This window comes from Duganella sp. Dugasp56 (assembly GCF_047304105.1).
In the GTDB taxonomy this organism is placed as follows: domain Bacteria; phylum Pseudomonadota; class Gammaproteobacteria; order Burkholderiales; family Burkholderiaceae_D; genus Rugamonas; species Rugamonas hordei.
Genome location: NZ_JBGLYQ010000017.1, coordinates 81886 through 104990, shown reverse-complemented (window position 1 = coordinate 104990; position 23105 = coordinate 81886). Strand labels below are relative to the sequence as shown.

The following is a 23105-nucleotide window of genomic DNA, read 5'->3' as shown; positions in this document are numbered from 1 at the left end:
TTTTTTTCGGCGTTTGTCTTGATCCGGTCTTTGCGTGTAGCATTCGTCTCTGGCCGGTCTGGTTCGACCAGCTTCATGGGAGAGCACAAAATATGCTGAAAAAAATGGGCGGGAGCCTGATGGCGGCGGCCGTCGCCGGCGGCGTGGGCGCGGCCTCGGCAGCGCCGATGACCCTGCAGGACTACCTGGCGCTGACCGGCCCCGCGCCCAGCCTGCACGTGGCCTACGGCGCGGCGCCGTCGCAGTTTGCGGAACTGTTCCAGCCGGCCGGCGACGGCCCGTTCCCGGTCGCGGTGATCATCCACGGCGGCTGCTGGACCAGGGAGTTCGGCGGCATCACGCAGATGCGCAACATGGCCGGCGATTTGATCAGGCAGGGCATCGCGGTATGGAACGTCGAATACCGCCGCTTCGACGAAGAGGGCGGCGGCTATCCGGGCATGTATCTGGACGTCGCCACGGCGATGGACCGCCTGCGCGCGGTGGCGCCGGCGCACCGGCTCGACCTGCGGCGGGTGGCGCTGGTCGGCCATTCGGCCGGCGGCCACCTGGCGCAATGGGCGGCGTCGCGCGCGCGCCTGCCGCGCGCCAGCCCGCTGTACGTGGCCGATCCGCTGCCGGTGCCGGTGGTGATCAGCCTGGGCGGCCTGGCCGACCTGCGCAACGAGGAACGGCTGATCAAGACCAGCTGCGACCGCGACATGGTGCAGCTGGCCGGCACGCCGAGCGCCGCGCGGCCCGACGTCTTTGCCGACACCTCGCCGATGGAGATGCTGCCGTCGGGCGTGCGCACGGTGCTGATCCACGGCGAGTTCGACACCGTCTCGCCGCCGCGGGCGGGCCACGACTACGCGCGCCGCGCGCGGGCGGCCGGCGACGCGGCGGAAGTGGTGCTGCTGCCGGGCGGCAGCCACTACGACGAGGTGGCGGCGACGTCGCCGTCGTGGGCCATCGTGTCGGTGGAGATCCGCAAGGCGCTGGGGATGGCGCCGCGCCAGAACCTGGCTGGAACTTAGTATTCGGTGTATTTGCGGGCGTCGCCGCGCACTTGCGCGGCCGGGTACTTGGCCGCGTTGAGCGCCATCTTTTCCAGCGCGGCGGCGCGCAGGTCGACGCCGGTCTTGTCGGCCAGCTGCACCAGGTACAGCAGCACGTCCGCCAGCTCGTGGCGGATGCCTGTGCGCTTGGCGTCGTCCAGTTCTACGTCGGCCCCGGTCTGCAGCCACTGGAAATGCTCGGCCAGCTCGGCCACCTCCACCGACAGCGCCATCGCCAGGTTCTTCGGCGTATGGAATTGCTCCCAGTCGCGGTCGCGGGAGAACTGGCGGGTCAGGTCGCGCAATTCGGTCAGGCTGTCGGGGCGGGCGGAGGTCGTCATGGACGCTATGGTAGCACCGCTGATTCGACGTTTCATCCCCGTTTTTCTGCCGTTTGTCGCATCGGCCCGGCGCCCGCCGACGCCGGCGGCTACAGTGGCCCCACTATAACTTCGGGGACCTCCCATCATGCGCACCGTTATCGCCATCGCCGTCACCTCCGCCTTCGCCATCGCCACGCTCGCCGGCTGCGCCGTCATCGTCGTCCCGGACGACGGCAACGGCAACGCGCGCTACACCTCGTGGGGCGGCAACGCCGTCGAGGGCAACGGCGTCGCCGCCGTGGAGCGCCGCGAGGCCGGCAACACGGACGGCCTCGACATCAACGGCCCGATGCAGGTCGAAGTGCGCGTCGGTTCCGCCCCGTCGCTGCAGGTCGAGGGCGACAGCAACCTGCTGCCGATGCTGAAGACCGACGCCAGCGGCGGCACGCTGCGGGTATGGGTCGAGGGCAACATCCGCTCCAGCAATCCGCTGCGGGTGATCTACACCACGCCGCAGCTGCGCCAGATCAGCTCCAACGGTTCCGGGCGGCTGGCGGTCAGCGGCCTGAATGGCGGCGCGCTGAACCTGAACCAGAACGGTTCGCGCCAGGTGCAACTGGCCGGCGCGGTCAGCCAGCTGGAGGCGCGCCTGAACGGTTCCGGCAGCGTCAACGCGGCCGGCCTGGAAATCGGTTCGGCCGTCGCCAGCCTGAACGGCTCCGGCCGGCTGGACCTGGGCCGGCTGCGCGGCGACTCGCTGAGCCTGGACCTGCACGGCTCCGGCGGCGTCAACGCCAGCGGCAACGTGCGGACCATGAACGTGCGCCTGTACGGCTCGGGCAGCGCCGACCTGGCCGGCCTGACCAGCCAGAGCGCGGAACTGAGCACCCACGGCTCGGGCAGCGTGTCGGCCACGGTCAGCCAGTCGCTGGTGGCCGACAGCACCGGCTCCGGCCACGTCACCGTGTACGGCAACCCGTCGCAGCGCAGCGTCAGCGGCAAGCGCGTCAGCGTGATGCAATAAACCCGGCCGGTTGACGCTGGAGGGCCCGGCTTGTAAAGTGGGCCGATGGACAGCGATCAATCGGACCACGGCGCCGCCGTCGAAGTGGCGATAGTCGGCAGCGGCTACGCCGGCCTCTGCATGGGCATCAAGCTCAGGGAGCGGGGCATCGCCGACTTCGTCATCCTCGAGCAGAACGTCGAGTTCGGCGGCACCTGGCGCGTCAACAGCTACCCGGGCGCCGCCTGCGACATCCCCAGCCATCTGTATTCCTTCTCGTTCGCGCAGAACGCCGACTGGTCGCGCAAGTTTCCGCGCCAGCCGGAGCTGCTGGCCTATGCGGAAGACATCGTCCGCCGCTACCGTCTGGCGCCGCATTTGCGGCTGGGCCACGGCCTGCTGGCGGCCGACTACGACGAGGCGCGCGGCCGCTGGCGCCTGCGCACCGCGCACGGAGAACTGAGCGCGCGCAACCTGGTGCTGGCCACCGGCGGCCTGTCGCGCGCCGCGCTGCCGGCCCTGCCGGGCCTGGACAGCTTTGCCGGCAAGGTGTTCCACTCGGCGCGGTGGGACCATGGCTACGACCTGCGCGGCAAGCGGGTGGCTGTGATCGGCACCGGCGCCAGCGCGATCCAGTTCGTGCCGGAGATCGCGCCGCTGGTGGCGCAGCTGGACCTGTACCAGCGCACCGCGCCATGGGTGTTGCCGCGCCCCGACCGCGCCATCACGGCCGCCGAGCGCTGGCTGCTGCGGCGCCTGCCGCCGCTGCGCAAGCTGTATCGCCTGCTGACCTATGTGCAGTACGAGTCGCGCTACCTGGTCTTTGCCGGACCGTCGTGGCTGGCCGGCGTGGCGGCGCGGCTGGGACGCCGCCACCTGCGCAGGCAGCTGCCGCACGACGCGGCGCTGCGCGCCAGGCTGGCGCCGTCCTACCGGCCGGGGTGCAAGCGCATGCTGCTGTCGAACGACTACTATCCGGCGCTGGCGCGCGCCAACGTCGGCCTGCACACCTGCGGCATCGCCGCGGTGCGGCCGCGCGGCATCGCCGGCGCCGACGGCGTCGAGCGCGCCGTGGACGCCATCATCTTCGCCACCGGTTTCGATGTCGAGCATGCGCTGGGCGCGGTGGCGGTGCGCGGGCGCGGCGGCGCGCTGCTGGCCGACGCCGCGCGCGGCGGGCTGGCCGCCTACAAGGGCGCCACCGTGCCCGGCTTCCCCAATATGTACATGATCGCCGGCCCCAATACGGGGCTGGGCCACAACTCGATGATCTACATGATCGAATCGGGCGTGCGCTACGCCGTCGAGGCGGTGCTGGCGCGGCGGCGCGCGGGCTGGCGCGCGCTGGAGGTGCGCGACGACGTGTGCCGCCAATACAACCAGCGGCTGCAGGCGCGCTTCAAGGGCACGGCGTGGGCCTCCGGCTGCCGCAGCTGGTATCTCGCCAGCGGCGGCAGGAACAGCGCGCTGTGGCCGGGCTTCACCTTCGAGTACCGGCGCATCACGCGCCGCTTCGACGCGCCGGCCTACCTGGCCACGTCAGCGCACCTTGAAGAAGGACATCGAGCTCTGTAGCTGTTCGGCCTGGCCGCTCATCTCCTCGGCGGTGGCGGCCAGCTGTTCGGAGCTGGAGGCGTTCATCTGGGTGGTCTGGCTCAACTGGCTCATGGCGGAATTGATCTGGCCCGCGCCGGTCGATTGTTCCTCCGACGCGGCCGTGATCTCCTGCACCAGGTCCGACGTGCGCTTGATGTTCGGCAGCATGGTGTCGAGCAGCGCGCCGGCCTTCTCGGCCAGGTTGACGCTGCCGCTGGCCACCTGCTCGATCTCCTGCGCCGCCACCTGGCTGCGCTCGGCCAGCTTGCGCACCTCGGCCGCCACCACGGCGAAGCCCTTGCCATGCTCGCCGGCGCGCGCCGCCTCGATCGCCGCGTTCAGCGCCAGCAGGTTGGTCTGGTAGGCGATGTCGTCGATGATGCCGATCTTCTTGGCGATTTCGCGCATCGCCACCACCGTCGAGCGCACCGCCTCGCCGCCTTCGCCCGCTTCCTGCGCGGCCTTGCCGGCCATGCCGTCGGTGACCTTGGCGTTCTCCGTGTTCTGCGCGATCGAGGCCGACATCTGCTCGATGGCGGCGCTCGATTCCTCGGCCGCCGCCGCCTGCTCGCTGGCGCCCTGCGACAGCGACTGCGCGGTGGCGCTGACTTCCTCCGAGGCGCTGGCCAGCGCCTCGGCGCCGTCATTGACCTCGCTGACCACGCGCGACAGGTTGCCGACCATGGTGTTCATCGCCGCCAGCAGGCTGCTGGTGTCGCCCTGCTTGATGCGCACCTGCACCGTCAGGTCGCCGGAGGCCACGCGGTTGACGATATCGGCAGCGTAATCCGGTTCGCCGCCCAGCTGGCGCAGCAGCACGCGCGTGATGAACACGGCGATCAGCGCCACCACCACCAGCGTGCAGACCGAGATGATGATGGAGCTGCGCATCGCCTTCTGCTTCAGCGCCACCGCCGCGTCGGCGCCCTGTTTGCCCAGGTCGACGTTGTAGTCGAAGTGGCTGTCGATGGCCGCCTGCATCAGCTGGATTTCCGGGCGCGCCTGCTCGAGCAGCACGCGCGCCTTGTCGTTGTGGTTGAGGCGCGACTCGACCAGCACCGCCTCGATCTGCGGCTGCACCTTGGCCCAGGATTCCCTCTCGCGCGCCAGGATCGCCTTGTCCTTGTCGTCGGCCAGCAGCGCCTCGTATTTTTTCAGGTTCTCGTCGACGCCCTTGCGCATGTCGGCGACCTGGCCGTCGATTTCCGCCAGTTTCTTTTCGTCGGTGTTGAGCACGTGCTGGCTGACGCGGACGCGCATGCGCAGGAAGCTGTCGCGCAGCTTGTCGAGCACCACCAGGCTGGGCACCGTATTGACGGTCGAGAAATTGGCGGCCTCGTAGACTTCGTTCATCTGGTACTGGCTCAGGCCCGCCAGCAGCGCGATGCCGGCCAGCGCTGCGCCGCCCAGTGCGGTCATTTTTTGTACTACGCTCAGTTTCATTTGCTTACTCCCCCATGAGTGAGTGGTGGTGGTGAGTGGCTTATGCGGCAGCCACGGCCGTGTTGCCTTGCAATCGTTCGATCAGCGCCGCCAGCGGCATCGGCCGCGCGTACAGATAGCCCTGCATGCAGTTGCAGGCGTGGGCGATCAGGAAGTCGGCCTGGGCCTGCGTCTCCACGCCCTCGGCCACCACCCGCAGGCCCAGGTGGCCGGCCATCGCCAGGATGGACTGAACCAGCGCGCGGCTGTTGGCGTCTTCGGGCGTGTCCATGATGAAGCTGCGGTCTATCTTCAGCTCATACAGCGGCATTTTTTTCAGGTAGGCCAGGCTGGAATAGCCGGTGCCGAAATCGTCGATGGAAAAGCGCAGGCCGAGCGCCGCCAGCCGGTGCATGCGGGCGACGGTGTCGTCCATCTTGTCGATCAGCAGGCCCTCGGTCACCTCCAGCACCAGCAGCTCCGCCGGCACGCCCGTCTCGGCCAGCGTGCGCTGCACCATCTCGACGAAATCGGCCTGGCGGAACTGCGTCGGGCTGACGTTGACCGACAGCGGCATCGCCAGGCCGGCCCGCTGCAGCGCCAGCACCGCCTCGCAGGCCTGGCGCAGCGCCCACGCGCCCAGTTCGACGATCAGCCCCGACTCCTCGGCCACCGGGATGAACACACTGGGCGGCACCATGACGCCGCCGGCCCGCTGCCAGCGCATCAGCAGCTCGCCGCCGACGGCGCGGCCGTCGCGGTCGACCTGGGCCTGCACGTGCATCTGCAGCCCGCCGGCCGCCAGCGCCGCCGCCAGGTCGCGCTCCATGGTCAGCCGCCGTTCGACCTCGGCCTGCATCGCGGTCTCGAAGAAGGCGATGCCGTTGCGGCCTTCCGACTTGGCGCGGTACATCGCGGTGTCGGCCTCGCGCAGCAGGTCGTGCGCGGTTTGGGCTGGAAACTGCGGGCCGCTTTTCGGCAGCATGGTCACGCCGATGCTGGCGGTGGAGTTGTAGCTCTGGCCTTCGATCTCGAATTCGCGGCCGATGGCGGCGCGGATTTTTTCAGCCACGGCCCGCGCCGCGCGGGTGGCGCCGGGCAGGTCGTCCGACAGGTGGGCCAGCAGCACGACGAATTCGTCGCCGCCGATGCGGGCCACGGTGTCGGCCTTGCGCATCAGCTGGTCCAGGCGCGCCGCCGCGTTGCGCAGCAGGGCGTCGCCGGTGGCGTGGCCGCGCGCGTCGTTGATGGTCTTGAAGCGGTCCAGGTCGATGAACATCACGGCGCTGAAGGTGGCGCCGCGCTCGGAGCTGGCCAGCAGCTTGTCGATGCGGTCCATCAGCAGGCGGCGGTTGGGCAGGCCGGTCAGCACGTCGAAGAAGGCCAGGCGGTGGATGTCGTCCTGCGATTTCTTGCGCTCCGTGATGTCGCGCTCGACCGCCACCCAGTGCGTGTTGACGCCGCCCTCGCCGGCGAACGGCACCAGCTCCGTCTCCACCCAGTACGGCTCGCCGCCCTTGGTGTAGTTCAGCAGCTCGGCGCGCACCGTCTCGCTGCGCGCCATGGCCCGCTCGATGCGCGCGACCGCCTCCGCTTCGGTGTCCGGCCCGCGCAGCATGCGCAGGCTGCAGCCGAGCACCTCGTCGCGGCGGTAGCCGGTGCGGCGCTCGAAGGCTTCGTTGACGAAGATGATGTGCTGCTCGCCGGCGGCGGTGCCGTCGTCGCGGCCCACCTCGGCGATCATCACCATGTCGTTCAGGCGCGAGACGGCGGCCGAGGTCAGGCGCAGCTCGGCGTTCAGCGCCGACAGCTGCGCCTGCCGCCGTTCCAGCGCGCCGGCGGTGTTGCTCAATTCATCGAGCGAGCGCGCCAGGTGCTGCAGCAGCACGGCGCAGGACAGGGTCAGCACCGAGGTCATGAACAGGAAGTTGAGCGTGATGATGGCGGCCTTGAGGAAGCCGTGGTCGGGCATGCCGGCGATGTGCAGCGTGGAGTTTTCCTCGAAGCCCAGCACCATCACCGCCAGCCCGGCCAGCGCCAGCGTCCACAGCGCGGGGCGCAGGCCCAGCAGCAGCGCGGCCAGCACCGGGATGGCCATCAGGTAGATCTGGCTGACCGGCCCGACCTTGAGCAGCAGGGCGATGCCGACGATGAAGGCGACGGCCAGGAAGTTGACGACGCGGACGGTGTAGGCGATGCGCCGCAGGCGCCAGATGGCGGCCAGCCAGGCCAGCGCGACGATGTCGATGACGACGATCGACCACAGGCCCTCGCTGGCAGCCAGCAGCACGCTGGGAATGGCGGTGGCTGATCCGAGCAGGAACACCACCAGCAGCAGCTTCGCAAAGATTTGCGCGCGCCAGTGCGCGATGTCGTTCGGCACAGCCACCGTTGCAGCCTCCGGAGTGCGTTGCGGTTGGTTGCTATCTGTTGTTTATCTGATAGTAACCGCAATCGCAGGCTGTGTCAGCAGGGCAGTTTAGTCCCTGGCGTTGACGCTGCCGATGCCGGCCACGGACTTGTTGACGGTCTTCGGATGGCCGTAGTAGTCGAGCTCGCCCATGCCCTTGGCCACCGCGTTCAGCAGGTCGGTGGCGTGCACGCTGACGTGGCCCACGCCCTCGAAGTTGACGTCGACCCGCTCGGCAACTAGCGACTTGGTATCGACCTCGCCGACGCCCTTGGCGTTGATGCGCAGGTACTTGACCTTGCCGTTGGCGACCAGATGGCCGGCGCCCAGGTAGCCGATGTCGAGGCGGTCGGTCTTGACGTTGTTGATGATGGTCTCGCCGGCGCCTTCGACCTTGACCCGGCTCAGCGACGGCACCGTGATGGTGATGCGCGGATCGCTCTTGCTGGAGTGGTTGATCTTCTCCGGCATGGTGATCAGCAGTTCGTTGTCGACCACCTCGGTCTTCAGCGAGCCGACGAACTTGTCGTCGCCGCTGACGAGCACCGACTGCGTCTTGCCCACTTCCACCGTCATGGCGAAGGCGCCCTTGGCGTTGACGGCGATGAACGACGGCACGGCGCGGGTCGATTCGGCGGCCAGCGCGGAGGCGCTCAGCGCAAACAGGGTGGCGGTCAGTGTGGCGGCAACGGTACGGCGCATGGCGATTCCTTGTTGAGTTATCAAATTTGACAAGATTGATTTTACTGAACTTGGCCGCGGCTGCCGACAAGTTTGCGACGAACTGCAAAAATCCGGGGTTGTGTTGCGCGGGGGCTACGTTCTCGCTGAAGGGCAAATGAAAGGAAAGCGGCGTATCATCGACGCACTGTTTTCTCCGCAGAGTTCATCATGACCACCGCCAGCCAGCCCCGCCAGTCCCGCTTCAGCACCGTGTTCCGCGTCGTCAGCGGCAACTTCATGGAGATGTTCGACTTCTTCCTGTTCGGCTTTTACGCCAACGCCATCGCCAAGGCCTTCTTCCCCAGCGGCGACGAAGTGGCCTCGCTGATGATGACCTTCATGACCTTCGGCGCCGGCTTCTTGATGCGGCCGCTGGGCGCGATCATCCTCGGCGCCTACGTCGACCGCGTCGGCCGCCGCCAGGGTCTGATCGTCACCCTGGCGCTGATGGCGCTGGGCACCTTGCTGATCGCCTGCGTGCCCGGCTTCGCCAGCATCGGCTACCTGGCGCCGGCGCTGGTGCTGACCGGCCGCCTGCTGCAGGGCTTTTCGGCGGGCGTCGAGCTGGGCGGCGTGTCGGTGTACCTGGCCGAGATGGCCACGCCGGGACGCAAGGGCTTCTACGTCAGCTGGCAGTCGGCCAGCCAGCAGGTGGCCATCGTCGCCGCCGCGGCGCTGGGCTATGCGCTGAACCAGTGGCTGTCGCCGGCCGAGGTGGGCGCCTGGGGCTGGCGCATCCCGTTCTTCGTCGGCTGCCTGATCGTGCCGGTGCTGTTCGTGATCCGCCGCTCGCTGCAGGAGACCGAGGAATTCAAGGCGCGCAAGCACCGGCCGGAACTGAAGGAGATCTTCCAGTCCATGCTCAACAACTGGGCGCTGGTCATCTCCGGCATGATGCTGGTGGCGATGACCACCGTGTCGTTCTACCTGATCACCGTCTACACGCCGACCTTCGGCAAGAACGTGCTGCACCTGAGCACCAGCGACGCGCTGATGGTGACCTTGTTCGTCGGCGTCTCCAACTTCTTCTGGCTGCCGGTGATGGGCTCGCTGTCGGACCGCGTCGGCCGCCGTCCGCTGCTGATCTGCTTTACCGTGCTGGCCATCTTCACCGCCTATCCGGCGCTGCACTGGCTGGTGCAGTCGCCCAGCTTCGGCCGCATGCTGGGCGTGGAGCTGTGGCTGTCCTTCCTGTACGCCAGCTACAACGGCGCGATGGTGGTGGCGCTGACCGAGGTGATGCCGGTGGAGGTGCGCACGGTCGGCTTCTCGCTGGCCTACAGCCTGGCGACGGCGGTGTTCGGCGGCTTCACGCCGGCCATCGCCACCGGCCTGATCGAATATACCGGCGACAAGAGCGCGCCCGGCTGGTGGCTGACGTTTGCCGCCGTCTGCGGCCTGTGCGCCACGCTGCTGCTGTACCGCCGGCAGCAGCGCCAGCAGCGGCATGCCGCCGGCGCCACCGCCTAGCTAGCCGGCCTGCGCGCCTGTCCGCAGGCGCGCGAACAGCCGCTCGATATCGATCTCCTGTATCAGCAGGTCGCCCTGGTTGGCCTTGATCAGGCGCGGCGCCAGCGAGGCGTCGCCCGAGCCCAGCGGCGATCCGGTCATGTCTGCTTCGTCGAAGCGCTGCACCGAATGCAGATCGTCGACCATCAGGCCGATGGTGCTGCCGCCCAGGCGCGCCAGCATCACCTGGCTGTCGCCGGTGACGGCGCCGGGCCGGCCGCTGACCAGCAGCGCCAGGTCGAACACCCAGACAAAGTGCTTTTCGCCGCCGGCCAGCGGCACATCGAGCATGCCGACGCGGGCCGGATGGCCGCCGCTGCTGGTCCGCTGCACCCTGGCGAACGGCACCGCCTCCTGTATCCGCGCGGCCGCCAGCGCCATCAGCGTGCCGCCGGCGTAGAAGATGGCGAAGTCCGGGCCGGTGTCGCCGCGGCGCTCGATGCGCGCCGCGGGCGCGGCCTGCTGGCCGTCGCGCACCGGGCCGAACGATTCCAGCAGCACCGCCAGCACCGGTTCCTCGACGCCGTCGGCGGCGCGGAATTCGCGGTAGCCCGCCGCCCGGGTGCAGGCGGCGATCACGTACTGGCCGTTGTGCGCCATGATGCGCGAGACGCTGGCGCCGGCGTTGGCGTCGGCCGCCGCCAACAGCGATGGATCGAGATCGAGCTGGCTGCCCGGCGCGCAGGCCGGGTCGCTGCCGGCCAGCACGCGGCCGCCGGGCGTGACGAAGAAGGCTTGCATGTTGGCGCGCGCCGCCACGCCGCTGAGCAACATATTGTGCAGCTCCGGCCCGGTGTCGAACACGATGCCGATGCCGCCGACCACTGTCGCCGGCTGGTCCGGATGGCGGATCGCCGCGTGGTAGACGAAGGCCGGTTCGCCGCCATACAGCGCCGACGGCGCGAACGGCTGCGGATAGTGATCCAGTTCGCCGCGCAGCGCGCACACGCGGCCCAGCGTGGCGCCGTCGATGACGGTGCCAATGGCGTCCTGGCTGCCGGTGCTGGCGACGATGCGGCCGTTGCGGTCGTAGACGAACAGCCGCGCATACACGGTGTACAGGCTGTTGATGTAGGCCAGCACCTGGCCCATGGCGGCGGTCTGCGCCGCCGACGGCTGCGCCAGGCCGCGCCGCAGCTGCGCCGTCAAGGCCCACCAGCGGCAGTCATTGGCGCGCTCGTACAAGTTACGGTCCAGCATGTCGACCAGCAGCTGCGAGGTCAGTTCCGCCTCGCTCAGGCTGGCGGAGAGCACGGTCTGGTACAGGTCCTGGATCGAATGCGAGAACAGTTCGTCGCTGCGTTCGCCGGTTTCGGTGATCTGGTCCAGCACCGTATTGAGTTTGCCGGCGCCGCCGCCATCGCCGCCGCTGGCGGCGCTGGTGACCTTGCCGTTCCAGACGATGCGCTCGATGGTGCGGGTGGTGCGCGTGACGGCGCTCATCAACTCGTGCAGCGTGGGGCTGAAACTCTCGGCATGCGACAGCAGGCCCTGGATCAGCTGCGGCGGCACGTCGGCCAGCGCGTTGCCGCCGTGGCTGTGGAACGCCAGCTCCAGCGGTATCATCAGCTGGCCTTTCCAGCCGGCCGGGCCGGGATAGCCCTGGTAGCCGGCGGAGCCGAAGGTGCGCACCAGGTATTCGCGGCCGCCGAACATCAGCGGCTGCGGCGCGCCTTGCTCATTGGTCGGGACCTTGACGCCGGCCGGTATCCACAGGGGATCGGCGCTGGCGATGACGCGGTCCTGCGCGTCGAGCAGCAGCATGTTGGCGCGCTGCGAGGGATCGCGGTAGGCGTCGAAGATGGCCTCCATCTCCTGCTCGAAATTGAAGCACAGGCACAGCACGCCGGCAGGCTCGCCGGTCTCCGGGTGCAGCATGCGGTGCGAATACACCAGCGCGCGCGGCTTGCCGGGACGCAGATCGGTGGCGCGGAAGGTTTCGACGTAGCCGGGCGCCTCCAGCGTCTGCGCCAGCAGAGGATCGTGGCTGCGAGCGACCGGAATCGCGGGATCGGCCTGCACCAGCACGCGGCCTTCCAGGTCCAGCAGCAGGATCTGGTCGTAGACGGTGTACTTGTCGCGATAGCTGGACAGGCGTTGGCTGGCCTGGGCCTGGTCGCCATCGAGGCCGGCGACAAAGCGGCACAGGTCGACGTCGGTGGCGAGAAAGCCGACATCGGCGGTACGCTCGTACAGGTTGCGCACCAGGATGTCGATCGCGTAGCGCGCCTGGGTGCCCAGGTTGGCCAGCACGTGGCGCACCTTTTCCTGCACCAGATTGGCCACCAGCGCACGTTCCAGGTGCGCGAATCCGGTGCGGGTGGCCACCATGGCCGGCAGCAGCAGGCGGGCTTCGGCGGGGCAGTTCATCTTCGCGGAGGACTCGATAAGTCTCCACATCTGATTCAATTCCCGCAGCGACAGCTCGCAACGGGCAACATCGGACATATGGGGTAGGAAGACGTCCGAGCTGGCTTCTTGGTTAGGGATCATCACCTTGAGTTAATCACAAAGAATATATTTAAAGCAATTAATGTGCCATGGGAAATACTCGACGCCAATAAAAAACGCCATCACAGGGATGGCGTTGGCGGCGGCTGCTGGGGCTTATTTGTTGCTCAGGCATTCCTTCATGAAGGCCTTGCGCTCATCGCCTTTTTTGCCGGTGGCGTCGGCATTACATTTTTTCATCTTCTCCTGCTGGGTCACCTTCGGCGCCGGTGCTTCGGCCTTGGCGCTCAGGCATTCCTTCATGAAGGCTTTGCGCTCATCGCCTTTCTTGCCGGTGGCGTCGGCATTACAGGTTTTCATCTTGCTCTGCTGGGCGGTCGGCTCGGCGGCAAACACGGCGCCACTCAGGGACAGGATCAGACTGGCAACGAACAGTTTTTTCATTTTCAATTCCTCGGAAGTCGAATGACGGTAGGCGCGGCATGGCTGCTTGCCACATGATTACTATAACTGACTTGGCAACGGCCGGCCATTCTTTGTCAAAGGTGAAGAGTCTTTTCGTTACTAAAATAAAATTATTATTTGGCAAGTGTGTAGAATGAGGCTCCCCCTTTATTCTGGAGCACATATGACTTCCCGCAGGGACGTACTCAAATTCTCCGTTTTATCCGCACTGATGGCGCGTTTTCCGCAGGTTTACGCACAGAGTTCCGGCGGCCTCACTCCCGCACAATACTGGCAACTGCAGGCGCCATTGCGGCCGACAACCCGACCGGTGGCACCCGCACCGACGATCTATGTCGATGCGATTCATGGCGACGACAAGTGGGCCGGCACCACGATGGCGTCCGCCCTAAAGACCCTGTCCATGGCGGCTTCCAAGACCTTGAATCCCGGCGCCGTCATCGCACTGGCGAACGGGTCCGTGTTTGAATTGACGGATGCCGTAGTCTTCCGAAACGTGAATGGCACGGCGTCTTCGCGCATTTATTTGACCAACTACGATCCTGGCGGGGTTCCCGACACCTTGCCCAAGATCCGCTACCGGTTCAAGCCGGCCGCCACCGACTGGGTATGGGATGCCAGCCGCGCCGCCTGGTACTTTGCTCACCCACATGGCCGCAAGTTCAACTACGCCTATGTGCGTTTCAATGACGACAGCTGGGGCGTCTCCTATACCTATAACCAGGACTACGCGGCGCTGACCGCGCCTTACCGCTATGTCTCCGACCAGGTCAATCACCGTATTTACATCTACGCGCCAGAGGGCGTGAATCCTACCACCTACTACAACGGCGTCACGATCGCCGGCGACGATTTCGGCTGCTTGCTCATGCTGCGTTGCGGCTCCTACGTCACGATTGAGAACATCGATTTCGAGGAGACTCCCCATCTGGTGTCGATCGGTTCGTATGACGTCATCGGCTCGAACATCACCGGCTTCGAACTGCGCAACTGCCACGGCGTGAACGTGACCGGCCTGATGGGAACCTACGCCGACAACCACGCTTATACCGTGCAGGTGAATGTCCATGATTGCTCGTTGCAGCACTATGCAACGGCTGGCGTACAACTCGGGAACAATTCCCGCGATTGCGTGATTGAAGATAATTGGTTCGTCGATGGCGGCAAGTGCTGCACGTCCGCCGGCGCGGTCTATCTCCAGGAGCGGCCTACTACCTCGGCGGCCATCAACGGTACCGTCGTGCGGCGCAATTTTGTCGACACCTATGCAAACGGAATCGGCGATCACCCTTATGACGGCGCCGGCATTTACTGCGAGATCAACAGCGACAAATGTCTGATTCAGAATAACATCGTCATCAACTGCCGTACCGCGCTGCAGGATAACAGTGGAAAGTCCAACAGCTTTGTCGGCAATCTGCTGCATTGCGACCGCGCCTTGATGGTGACTGACCAGGGCAATGCGAAGACGACCAATCTCGTTTTCGATGGCAATACCATTTATTCGCAAACGGGCCGCAATACCTATGCATCGCCCGGTGCGGCCAGCTCTTCCGACGGCGTTATTGCGTGGCGTATCGACGTAGCCGATCCACGCTATGCATTAAAGGCTCGAGGCAATGTGATCCGGGCAGGCGGCTTCGCTGGCCGTCAGGCGGTCTTCCTCATTGGAACCTATGACGGAAGTGCGTTGCCCGTGCTGGATTTGCATGGCAACACGGTCTCCAACGTACCGTTTGCCTTGCCCAGCTCGATCACTCAACCATCCGACACGCAACTGCTGGATCTGGAGGCGCTCGCCACTTCCAGCTACACGGTGCCGGGCATAACGACAATAGGGGCGAGCGGTTCGATATCCAGCAAGGCCTTGCTCGGTGCTGCATTGACCAGCGATAGCATACGTGGTGCCATCGGAACCTGAGAGTGACTGCCCAGTGAAAAACGCCAGCCCTCGGGCTGGCGTTTTTTTGCTTTAGTCGTCGTCCTCGTGCGAGCCTTTCTCGACGAATACGACCGTCGTGCGCGGCGGGATCGTGAAGCTGCCGGTGGCGCTGGCGTAGGTGGCGGTGCGGGCCAGCGTGTCGCTCTCCGACTTGCGCTGGACCTTGTGCACCTTCAGCTTGCGGCCCGCCAGTTCAGGCACGGCGATCGTCTTGGCCACCTTGTCGACGTTGAACAGCGCGACCACCGACTGGTACTTCGCGCCGGCGTAGCGCTGCGGATGCTGGCCGTCGATGCTCATGACGATCAGGCCAGGCACCTGCTGCGGCCCGGTGTTGTGGAAGCGCAGCCGATCCGACACGTCCTTCGCCGTGCGCAGGCGGAACAGCGAGCTGTCCTGGCGGATCGCCAGCAGGTCGTTCATGGTGTCGCGCGCGCTGACGATGGCGGCGCTGTCCGGCTTGATCAGCGCGTTGGCCAAAATCGGCGACATCAGCGGCCAGTTGTCCTGGTTGACCGCCGCCAGCGGCAGGCCGACGCCGAAATTGTTCGACTGGTAGCTGTAATCAAGCTTGTTGAACCAGTCGCCGGCGTCGTAGCTGTCGCGGTCCATCGACTTCGAGCGCAGGATTTCCTGGCCGGCGTGGATGAACGGTATCCCCTGCGCCAGCACGTTGATCGCCGCGCCCAGGTTCTGCACGCGCACGCGGTCGGCCAGGCTGGTCGCTTGCGGCAGCTTGTAGGCGTTCAGGTCGAACAAGGTCTGGTTGTCGTGCGCCTCGATGTAGTTGATGGTCTCCGAAGGCTGGGCGGTGAAGCCGGCTTGCTGGCCGAAATAATCGATCTCCGAGTTCTTGCGCAAGGTGCCGGTGCGGTCGGTGAAGCTGTAGTCGCGCAGGGTGCCGGACAGGCCCACCTTGACCAGGTCGCCCAGGCGCAGCAGGTCGTCCTTCGTTTGCGTCGATTGCGTGTTCGGATCGTAGAACGCGCCGTTGATGAAGCCCTGCTGGCTGATCAAGGCCGCGCCGCTGTCGCAGCAGCCGCCGCCGCGTATGGTGTCGCGCAGGCGGTCGTTGAACGAGCCGATGCCGCTGCCGTACATATTGGCCTGGCGCGCCTGCACGAAGCGGGCGTCGTTGCCGACGGCGCCGAAGTTCCACGCTTCGCCGTACAGGTAGATGTCGCGGCCGGCCGCCTTGTTGACGGCAGCCTGCAGCTGCTTCATCACCGCCAGCGGCGTGAAGCCCATGATGTCGAAGCGGAAGCTGTCGACCTGGTAGTCGCGCGCCCAGGTGCTGACGGAATCGATCATCAGCTTGGCCATCATGGCGTTCTCCGCCGCGGTGTCGGCGCAGCAGCTGTCGTTGGTGATGCCGCCGCCCGCGTTGAGGCGGTAGTAGTAGGTCGGCACGATCTTGTCCAGCACCGACAGCGGTCCCTGCTGCGAGGCGCTGGTGTGGTTGTAGACCACGTCCATCGTCACGCGCAGGCCTTGTTCATGCAGGCCCTGCACCATGGCGCGGAACTCGCGCACGCGCACCGCGCCGTCGTTGGCGTTGGACGAGTAGCTGCCTTCCGGCGCCGTGTAGTGCACCGGATCGTAGCCCCAGTTGAAGCAGTCGGTGCCGCGCGCCGCTTCCACCGCCGCCTGCTGGTCGGGCGCGTTGGCGGCGGCGTTGGGGATCACCGGCGTGGTGCAGCCGGCCTCGTTGACGCTGGCGATGTCGAAGGTCGGCAGCAGGTGGACGTGGGTCAGGCCGGACTGCTGCATGGCGCGCAGGTGGCGCATGCCGTTCGAGCGCTCGTCGGTGAAGGCCAGGTATTTGCCGCGGTGCGCGGCCGGCACGGTGGCGTCGCCGACGCTGAAATCGCGGATGTGCAGTTCGTACAGGGCGATGTCGGTCGGGCTGTCGAGGCGCGGCACCGAATGGTGGTCCCAGCCGTCCGGCTTCAGCGCGCGGCTGTCGAGGTTGGCGACGAAGCTGCGCTGGCTGTTGGCGTTCAGGCTCAGCGAATAGGGATCGGTCACCGTGTTGCTCACCAGCGTGTTGCCGGCCCAGCGCGACAGCACCTGCACGTTGTAGGTGTAGTAGTAGAGGTTGACCCAGCTCGCGTCCGGCGCGGTGTAGCTCCACACGCCGCTGGCGGCGTTCCTGGTCATCGCGCGGGTGACGGTGCTGGCGCTGGTGGCGTCCGGATACAGGTTGAGGCTGACGGACTTGGCGGTGGGCGCCCACACGCGGAAGGTCGGCGCGCCGTTGCGCTCGAAGCTGACGCCCAGCGTGGTGTTGGCGGCGGCGCCGGCAAACACGCTGTCGAGCATGCCGCTCATCTGCAGCGACGTCACCTGCAGCAGCTTGCCGGTGGCGTCGAACTGGGCCACGGCGAACTGGCCGCTGGCCTTGGCCGCGATGCCGGCCGCGTCCGCGGCGGACATGGTCAGCGCGGTGGCGCCGGCCAAGTGCGGATACTTTTGCCGCAGCGCGGCCGGCAGGGCGGCGGCGGTCAGCGCGATGCTGCCGTCGGCGCCGCTGACGCCGGCCACGCCGGAGCCGAGGCCGCCGTTGGCCGCGTAGTACAGCTTGTAGCTGGCGCCGCCGGCGGGCACGCCCGGCCAGGCCAGCGTGTCGGCGGCCAGCCAGTGCGCGCTGGCGTTGTTCAGGTTGCCGAAGGTGAGGGCCGGCTGCGTGCTGTAGACGGTGCAGTCCGCTTCCAGCATCCACACTTCCTGGCCGGCGCTGCCGATGTTGGCGTTGAAGCCGGCCGACTGGTCGTTGCCGCAATTCTTGTTGCCGCTGCCGTCGGTGACCAGGAACCAGATCGCCGACTTGGCCGTGTCGACGGGGATGTCGACGTAGCCGCCGAAGTCGTCGCTCTGGGTCATCATGAAGCGGCCGCTGATCCAGGCCGGGCTCGGATTGACCGGGCCGTCCCACGAATACACGCCCCACTGGCTGGCGTCGTTCTGGGCGCGGTGGTAGTGCATGCGGATGCTGCCGGCGGCGACCGGGGTGGCCGCGGCGGCGGCCATGACGACGCGGCCGCCGAGCAGTTTGGCGGCCGGTGCCGCGGCGCCGCCCTGGGTGTCGCCGCCGCCACAGGCGGCGAGGGCCGCCAGCATGCCGGCGGCAGCCATGACTTTCAGGTGTGAAACTAAACTACAGCGTAATTCCATGCTCGTCTCCTGTGTTTTATAGGTATTAACCTCCTATCCTCTGCGGGATGGATGGATTTGTAATATTACTACTTAAAAAATAGCGCAAAGACAAATATTTCAATCGGGTGTTGCGTGGCGTGCACAGGCAAAAAAAAACGCCACCCGGAGGTGGCGTTCTGCTCTTGCCGCTGTTGCGAGCGGTCAGGCGGCCTTGCCTTCAGAGCGCCCGCAATAGCGCTGCACGTAGGCTTCGTGGGTCGGCAGCTGCACCACCGTGCGGTCGACGGCGGACTTGATGCTGCCGAGGAAGCCCTTGAGCTCCTGGTCGCTCATCAGGTCGGCGGTCTGGTGGTGGGTGCGCGGCATGATGCCCTGGCCCAGCATCACCTGGATCCACGAGTTCTCCGCGAACAGCTCGTTCGAGATGCGGAACACGCGGCCCGTCTCGCGGAACAGGTCGATGCGGTGCTGCAGCGAGGCCGGGATGCTCATCTCGCGCGCGTCGATCCAGAACTGCGAGTCGGTGCGGTTGTTGACGTGGTAGTGCAGGATGATGAAGTCGCGGATGTGGTCGATCTCGCTGTTGCACTGGTTGTTGAACTCGTCGATGTCGTGCTGGCTGATGCCGTCGGCCGGGAAGGTCTGCATCAGCCGGATCACGGCGCGCTGGATCAGGTGGATGCTGGTCGACTCGATCGGCTCCAGGAAGCCGCTGGCCAGGCCGACGGCCACCACGTTGCCCTTCCACGTCTGGCGGCGCTGGCAAGGCTTGAACTTGATCACGCGCGGCGTGATCAGGGTCTTGCCGGCCACATTGCCCAGCAACTGCTTCATGGCCGTCTCGTCGTCGAGGTAGCGGCTGGAATACACGATGCCGTTGCCCACGCGGTGTTGCAGCGGAATGCGCCACTGCCAGCCGGCCTGGTGCGCCATCGAGCGCGTCAGCGGTATGGCGTCGCCCACCGACTCGGTCTGCACGGCGATGGCGCGGTCGCAGAACAGCCAGCGCGACCAGTCCTCCAGCGGCTCTTCCATGGCCTCGCCGATCAGCATGCCGCGGAAGCCGGTGCAGTCGACGAACAGGTCGCCTTCGATTTCCTGGCCCGATTCCAGCACCACCGAGCGCACGTCGCCGCTGTCCGCGTGCCTGGTGTAGCGCACGATCTTGCCTTCGATGCGCTGCACGCCCTTCGGTTCGCTGAAGCGGCGCAGGTATTTGGCGTAGCGGCCGGCATCGAGGTGGTAGGCGTAGTTCATGCCTTGGTTGGGCAGGTGGGCAAAGCGGCTTTCCAGCGAGGCCTTCAGCTCCAGGCAGTAGTCGCCGTAGTCGCCGGCCAGGCCGCGCTCGACGCCCTTGTGCCAGAAATGCTGGAAGCCGGCCGTCCAGTGGTCGGTGCCGGTGGTGCCGAAGGAGTGGATATAGTCCTGCTTGACGTCGCGCCAGCTTTCGAAGCCGATGCCCAGCTTGAAGGTGGCCTGGGTCTCGGCCATGAATTCCTGCTCGTTGAGTTCAAGCAGGTTGTGGAAGTTCATCAAGGTCGGGATGGTGGCCTCGCCGACGCCGACCGTGCCGATCTCGTCGGATTCGATCAGTTTGATGTCGAGCAGCTTGCCCAGCACCTTGGAGATGCCGGCGGCGGCCATCCAGCCGGCGGTGCCGCCGCCGCAGATGACGACGCGGCGCACGGGTTGGCGATTGTTCGGGTCACGCATGGATTGGTTCCTTGATTAGCGGTTCATTTTTTTCAGCAGCTGGGCGCGCAGGCCGCGCGCGCCGTCCGCGCTCAGCGGCGACAGCACGCTGCGCGCGGCCGGCGGGATATGGGCCGCCGTGTCGTCGTCGGCTTCGAAGATGTAATGGCGGAAAATCTCCTGCCACGCCTTGCGCTGTGCGGCCGGCAGGTCGCGCATGGTCAGGAAGGCCATCATCAGCGCGTTGGTCGGCGTGTCCATGTAGTCGGGCGACTGGCGCCACCAGTAGTTGACCAGCACGTTGAACGCATCGAGCGCCTCGATGTGGTGCCACCACATGCTGGGGATGAAGATGGCGTCGCCCGGCCCGAGCTCGGCGCTCTGCGCGTGGCGCAGCGCCTCCGCGTATCGGGGATGTTTGCCGAAGTCGGGGGCGACCATGTCCACCAGGCTGATGGCCTGGCCGGCCGGGGTGAAGTCCAGCGGGCCGATGTACAGGTTCTTCAGCTGTTCGGGTGGGAACAGCGTGAAGCGGCGGTGGCCGGCCGCCACCACGGCGATATTGTCCGGCAGGTCGTAGTGGGCGGCGATGCGGGTGCGGTTGCCGATCCAGATGCTGGCCAGCGCGTCGCGCCCGCCGAGGTTGAGGTCGTTGTGCTCGCGGAAGCCCGGCAGGCAGGTGTCGATCGAGGTCGAGCCGACATACACGGTGGGCGGCGTGGCCATCGCCGCCTTGGCCTCGATCTCGTCCAGCACGCCGTTCAGCTTGGCGTACACGGGCTGGAAGTTGAAGCCGCTCAGGTCGTCGTTGTAGAAGAAGCGGCCGCCCGCTTCCGGCGCGCCCAGCATGGCGCCCACGGTGGCGTCGCGGTAGTGGCTGCGCAGGTAGGCGTCGCCCTCGCGGTCGGAGGCCAGCGCGGCGCGCACCATCGGCCAGCCGGCGGCCAGGCCGCGCAGCACCAGCGGCTGGGTCGCGGTCAGGATCTCGTCGCTCAGGTCGTTGGCGCCCAGGCCGTGGACCTCGCGGATGGGCATAACATCAGGCATGGGCGGCGTTCTTGCGGTCGATGAGGGCGCGGAAATTCGACAGCGAGGCGATCACCAGGTAGATCGCCTGCAGCAGGCCGGCCTGGTGCAGGCTGGCGATGGCGTCGCCGCCCAGCGCCGCCAGCTTGTCCTCGTTGATGGTGTAGAAGCCGACCAGGCGGTTCTGCGAGCCGTCGTTGAGCTCGATGTCGAGGACAAAGCTTTCCAGCAGCTCGTGCTCGAGCAGCGCGGCCAGCAGCAGCGGCGTGCCCTGCAGGCCCTGGTGGATGGCGAACAGCATCGAGTTGATGTTTTCCAGGAAATCGGTGTTGCCGCCGTGCGGCTTGAACACTTCGCGGCCCTCGTCCTGGCTGACGCGCGGGTTGTCGAGGTCGATGTGCACCATCAGCTCCTCGCCGCCGACGCCGATCAGGAAGGGCTGGCGCTCGACCAGCATCGGCAGGTAGGGCGCGTCCCAGCGGTCGCCGTGGAGGAACAGGTTTTCCCCCTCCTGGAAGCCGAACAGCGCGATCGGCTCGAAGCCGAGGCCGTCGGCGGTCTTGCGGAAGACGATGGGGTAGCAGGCCTGCACGTCGCGGAATTCCGACGGGAAGGTGACGGACGACATCAGGCTGTCGCCGTACTCGGCGCCGCGCTTGGTGATGACGCGCAGATTCTGGTGGTCGATATTGTTCAGCAAAACGGTGTTGGTCATACTGTCTCTCTATGTCTCTGGTTATATTTTTTGCAAGCCGTGACGCTTGATATGGTCGATCAGCGCGCGGTTCGATGGTAGCGCACCCATCATTTTATGCGTTAATGTAGCAGCTTCCCGGAAATAGCTGTCCGCCATCGCCGCCTGGCCCGGTTTCGCGGCGCCGAATTGGCTGCGGAAGCCCATGCCGTACAACACGTACTGGTAGCTGGCCGACGGGAACACCTCCTCGATGCGGTAGAAGTCGCTGCGCGACGGCGCGCGGTGGCGCCACAGGGTCAGCAGCTCGGCCAGGCGCTCGGGCACCGTCTCCGTGTTGTCGCGCCAGTAGGCGCTGTCGCGGCGCCGGCTCAGCACGTAATGCAGCTTGAGGAAGTCGATCACCCGTTCCCAGCGGTAGGTGAAGGCTTCGTTGAAGCGCCTGGCCACGATGGCCATCGCCTCGCGCGTGGCCGGCAGGTCGTCGCTGACCATGGCGGCCGACATTTCCACCAGTGCCAGCGCCGACGCCTCCAGCGGCTCGATGAAGCCGGCCGACAGGCCGATGGCCACGCAGTTGCGGTGCCAGAACTCGGCGCGATAGCCGGGATTGAAGCTGAGCTTGCGCGGCTGCGGGATGTCGGTCGGGCCGCCGGTGTCGACGATGTAGCGGCGCAGCTCGGCCTCGGCCTGGTCGTCGCTGATGTGGGCGCTCGAATACACGTGGCCGGTGCCGCGCCGGGTCGGCAGGCCGATGTCCCAGATCCAGCCGGCGCTCTGCGCGGTCGACGAGGTCTGCGACGCGATCGGGGTGTCGTCGCCGGGGTAGGGGATTTGCACCGCCAGCGCCGAGTCGTTGTACAGCACATGCCGCTGCGAAATCAGCGGCACCTGGTAGTGCTGGCCCAGCAGCAGCGACTGCATGCCGGTGCAGTCGATGAACAGGTCGCCTTCGAGCGCGCCGTGGGCCGCCGTCCGCAGCGAGGCGATGTCGCCGTTGTCGTGCGCATTGACGCCGGTGACGTTGTCCGCCACGAACACCACGCCCAGCTTTTCCAGGCAGTGCTTGCGCAGGAACAGGCCGAACTTGCCGGCGTCGAGGTGGTAGCCGTAGTTGGCCACCGACGAGAATTCCGGCGTCACCACCTGCTTGGGCGCGCGGCCGTTGACGCACAGGTGCGGCTGGAAGCTGACCAGGTCGGCAAACGGCACCTGCGGATGCTGCGCCTGCCACTGTTCGGGCAGGTTGACTTCGCCATAGCCCTGCGGCAACACGAAGGGGTGGAAATAGTAGTCGTGGTCCGCTCCGTCCACCCAGCGGTTGAAGCGCGAGCCCTGCTTGAACGAGGCGTCGCACTCGCGGAAGAAGTCCGATTCGGACACGCCGATGCGGCGCAGCGTGTCGCGCATGCTGGGCCAGGTGCCTTCGCCCACGCCGATGGGCGGTATGTCGGGCGATTCGATCAGGGTGACCTGCAGCGCGGAACCCTGGTGCTCGGCCGCGATCAGGCCGGCCGTCAGCCAGCCGGCCGACCCGCCCCCCACAATCACGATGCGTCGGACCATATTGTTATCTGAGTTGGTGATGAGATTGCCTGAAGTCTAACTGAAAAGACCGCTGACGGGCAGCGGTCTTTTCATTGCTACGGAGGTCGA

General features: G+C 66.6%; 16 protein-coding genes. 5 read left to right on the top strand and 11 right to left on the bottom strand.

The window, feature by feature from the left end:
- The first annotated feature begins 92 nt into the window (after positions 1-92).
- Positions 93-1016, top strand: coding sequence for an alpha/beta hydrolase family protein (locus tag ACCD07_RS14025; RefSeq protein WP_413447682.1), 924 nt, complete (start codon positions 93-95; stop codon positions 1014-1016).
- Here the strand turns inward: ACCD07_RS14025 and ACCD07_RS14020 are convergent.
- Positions 1013-1378: a nucleotide pyrophosphohydrolase gene (locus ACCD07_RS14020; protein WP_413447681.1), complete on the bottom strand. Its 366-nt coding sequence runs from the start codon at positions 1376-1378 to the stop codon at positions 1013-1015. The two genes, ACCD07_RS14025 and ACCD07_RS14020, sit on opposite strands and share 4 nt — an antisense overlap.
- Positions 1379-1505: 127 nt before the next feature.
- On the opposite strand from ACCD07_RS14020, the gene ACCD07_RS14015 reads away from it, so the two are divergent.
- Positions 1506-2384, top strand: coding sequence for a head GIN domain-containing protein (locus ACCD07_RS14015; RefSeq protein ID WP_413447680.1), 879 nt, complete (start codon positions 1506-1508; stop codon positions 2382-2384).
- A 45-nt stretch (positions 2385-2429) separates the two neighbouring features.
- Entirely contained in the window at positions 2430-3938 is a 1509-nt protein-coding gene (locus tag ACCD07_RS14010) for a flavin-containing monooxygenase (RefSeq protein WP_413447679.1), read from the top strand.
- Here the strand turns inward: ACCD07_RS14010 and ACCD07_RS14005 are convergent.
- The 3 genes from ACCD07_RS14005 to ACCD07_RS13995 form a co-directional block, all read right to left on the bottom strand.
- Positions 3903-5402 (bottom strand): methyl-accepting chemotaxis protein, encoded by a 1500-nt coding sequence (locus tag ACCD07_RS14005; RefSeq protein WP_176655417.1) that lies wholly within the window; start codon positions 5400-5402, stop codon positions 3903-3905. The genes ACCD07_RS14010 and ACCD07_RS14005 overlap by 36 nt on opposite strands.
- A 40-nt stretch (positions 5403-5442) precedes the next feature.
- Positions 5443-7770: a putative bifunctional diguanylate cyclase/phosphodiesterase gene (locus ACCD07_RS14000; RefSeq protein WP_413447678.1), complete on the bottom strand. Its 2328-nt coding sequence runs from the start codon at positions 7768-7770 to the stop codon at positions 5443-5445.
- Between the two features lie 90 nt (positions 7771-7860).
- Positions 7861-8493, bottom strand: a complete 633-nt coding sequence (locus ACCD07_RS13995; protein ID WP_176655419.1) for a GIN domain-containing protein — start codon at positions 8491-8493, stop codon at positions 7861-7863.
- A gap of 189 nt (positions 8494-8682) precedes the next feature.
- On the opposite strand from ACCD07_RS13995, the gene ACCD07_RS13990 reads away from it, so the two are divergent.
- A complete protein-coding gene (locus tag ACCD07_RS13990; protein ID WP_413447677.1) occupies positions 8683-9984 on the top strand; it encodes an MFS transporter in 1302 nt (433 codons plus the stop codon).
- On the opposite strand, the gene ACCD07_RS13985 is transcribed toward ACCD07_RS13990, so the two are convergent.
- Both ACCD07_RS13985 and ACCD07_RS13980 read right to left on the bottom strand, forming a co-directional pair.
- On the bottom strand, positions 9985-12423 hold the full coding sequence (locus tag ACCD07_RS13985) for a chemotaxis protein CheW (protein WP_413447676.1): 2439 nt from the start codon (positions 12421-12423) through the stop codon (positions 9985-9987).
- A 207-nt stretch (positions 12424-12630) separates the two neighbouring features.
- Positions 12631-12918 (bottom strand): PsiF family protein, encoded by a 288-nt coding sequence (locus tag ACCD07_RS13980; protein ID WP_176655422.1) that lies wholly within the window; start codon positions 12916-12918, stop codon positions 12631-12633.
- 184 nt (positions 12919-13102) lie between these two features.
- Here ACCD07_RS13980 and ACCD07_RS13975 point away from each other — a divergent pair, with 184 nt between their 5' ends.
- Positions 13103-14860, top strand: a complete 1758-nt coding sequence (locus ACCD07_RS13975) for a hypothetical protein (RefSeq protein ID WP_413447675.1) — start codon at positions 13103-13105, stop codon at positions 14858-14860.
- Between the two features lie 51 nt (positions 14861-14911).
- Here ACCD07_RS13975 and pulA read toward each other — a convergent pair whose 3' ends face one another.
- The 5 genes from pulA to ACCD07_RS13950 form a co-directional block, all read right to left on the bottom strand.
- Positions 14912-18055: a pullulanase-type alpha-1,6-glucosidase gene (gene pulA, locus ACCD07_RS13970; RefSeq protein WP_413447674.1), complete on the bottom strand. Its 3144-nt coding sequence runs from the start codon at positions 18053-18055 to the stop codon at positions 14912-14914.
- A 183-nt stretch (positions 18056-18238) separates the two neighbouring features.
- Entirely contained in the window at positions 18239-19750 is a 1512-nt protein-coding gene (locus ACCD07_RS13965) for a tryptophan halogenase family protein (protein ID WP_413447673.1), read from the bottom strand.
- A 15-nt stretch (positions 19751-19765) separates the two neighbouring features.
- Positions 19766-20776, bottom strand: a complete 1011-nt coding sequence (locus ACCD07_RS13960) for a cupin-like domain-containing protein (protein WP_413447672.1) — start codon at positions 20774-20776, stop codon at positions 19766-19768.
- Entirely contained in the window at positions 20769-21470 is a 702-nt protein-coding gene (locus tag ACCD07_RS13955; RefSeq protein ID WP_353404134.1) for a SapC family protein, read from the bottom strand. Before ACCD07_RS13955 ends, ACCD07_RS13960 begins: the two co-directional genes overlap by 8 nt.
- 21 nt (positions 21471-21491) lie before the next feature.
- Positions 21492-23015, bottom strand: coding sequence for a tryptophan halogenase family protein (locus ACCD07_RS13950; RefSeq protein WP_413447671.1), 1524 nt, complete (start codon positions 23013-23015; stop codon positions 21492-21494).
- Positions 23016-23105 lie beyond the last annotated feature (90 nt).

What these genes read in the sequence shown, in the direction of transcription:
- ACCD07_RS14015 (WP_413447680.1), top strand. Translation starts at nt 1,506, where the DNA reads ATGCGCACCGTTATCGCCATCGCCGTCACCTCCGCCTTCGCCATCGCC.
- ACCD07_RS13990 (WP_413447677.1), top strand. Translation starts at nt 8,683, where the DNA reads ATGACCACCGCCAGCCAGCCCCGCCAGTCCCGCTTCAGCACCGTGTTC.
- ACCD07_RS13955 (WP_353404134.1), bottom strand. Translation starts at nt 21,470, where the DNA reads ATGACCAACACCGTTTTGCTGAACAATATCGACCACCAGAATCTGCGC.
- ACCD07_RS13975 (WP_413447675.1), top strand. Translation starts at nt 13,103, where the DNA reads ATGACTTCCCGCAGGGACGTACTCAAATTCTCCGTTTTATCCGCACTG.
- ACCD07_RS14010 (WP_413447679.1), top strand. Translation starts at nt 2,430, where the DNA reads ATGGACAGCGATCAATCGGACCACGGCGCCGCCGTCGAAGTGGCGATA.
- pulA (WP_413447674.1), bottom strand. Translation starts at nt 18,055, where the DNA reads ATGGAATTACGCTGTAGTTTAGTTTCACACCTGAAAGTCATGGCTGCC.
- ACCD07_RS14005 (WP_176655417.1), bottom strand. Translation starts at nt 5,402, where the DNA reads ATGAAACTGAGCGTAGTACAAAAAATGACCGCACTGGGCGGCGCAGCG.
- ACCD07_RS13980 (WP_176655422.1), bottom strand. Translation starts at nt 12,918, where the DNA reads ATGAAAAAACTGTTCGTTGCCAGTCTGATCCTGTCCCTGAGTGGCGCC.
- ACCD07_RS13960 (WP_413447672.1), bottom strand. Translation starts at nt 20,776, where the DNA reads ATGCCTGATGTTATGCCCATCCGCGAGGTCCACGGCCTGGGCGCCAAC.
- ACCD07_RS13985 (WP_413447676.1), bottom strand. Translation starts at nt 12,423, where the DNA reads ATGTGGAGACTTATCGAGTCCTCCGCGAAGATGAACTGCCCCGCCGAA.
- ACCD07_RS14025 (WP_413447682.1), top strand. Translation starts at nt 93, where the DNA reads ATGCTGAAAAAAATGGGCGGGAGCCTGATGGCGGCGGCCGTCGCCGGC.
- ACCD07_RS13995 (WP_176655419.1), bottom strand. Translation starts at nt 8,493, where the DNA reads ATGCGCCGTACCGTTGCCGCCACACTGACCGCCACCCTGTTTGCGCTG.
- ACCD07_RS13965 (WP_413447673.1), bottom strand. Translation starts at nt 19,750, where the DNA reads ATGCGTGACCCGAACAATCGCCAACCCGTGCGCCGCGTCGTCATCTGC.
- ACCD07_RS14020 (WP_413447681.1), bottom strand. Translation starts at nt 1,378, where the DNA reads ATGACGACCTCCGCCCGCCCCGACAGCCTGACCGAATTGCGCGACCTG.
- ACCD07_RS13950 (WP_413447671.1), bottom strand. Translation starts at nt 23,015, where the DNA reads ATGGTCCGACGCATCGTGATTGTGGGGGGCGGGTCGGCCGGCTGGCTG.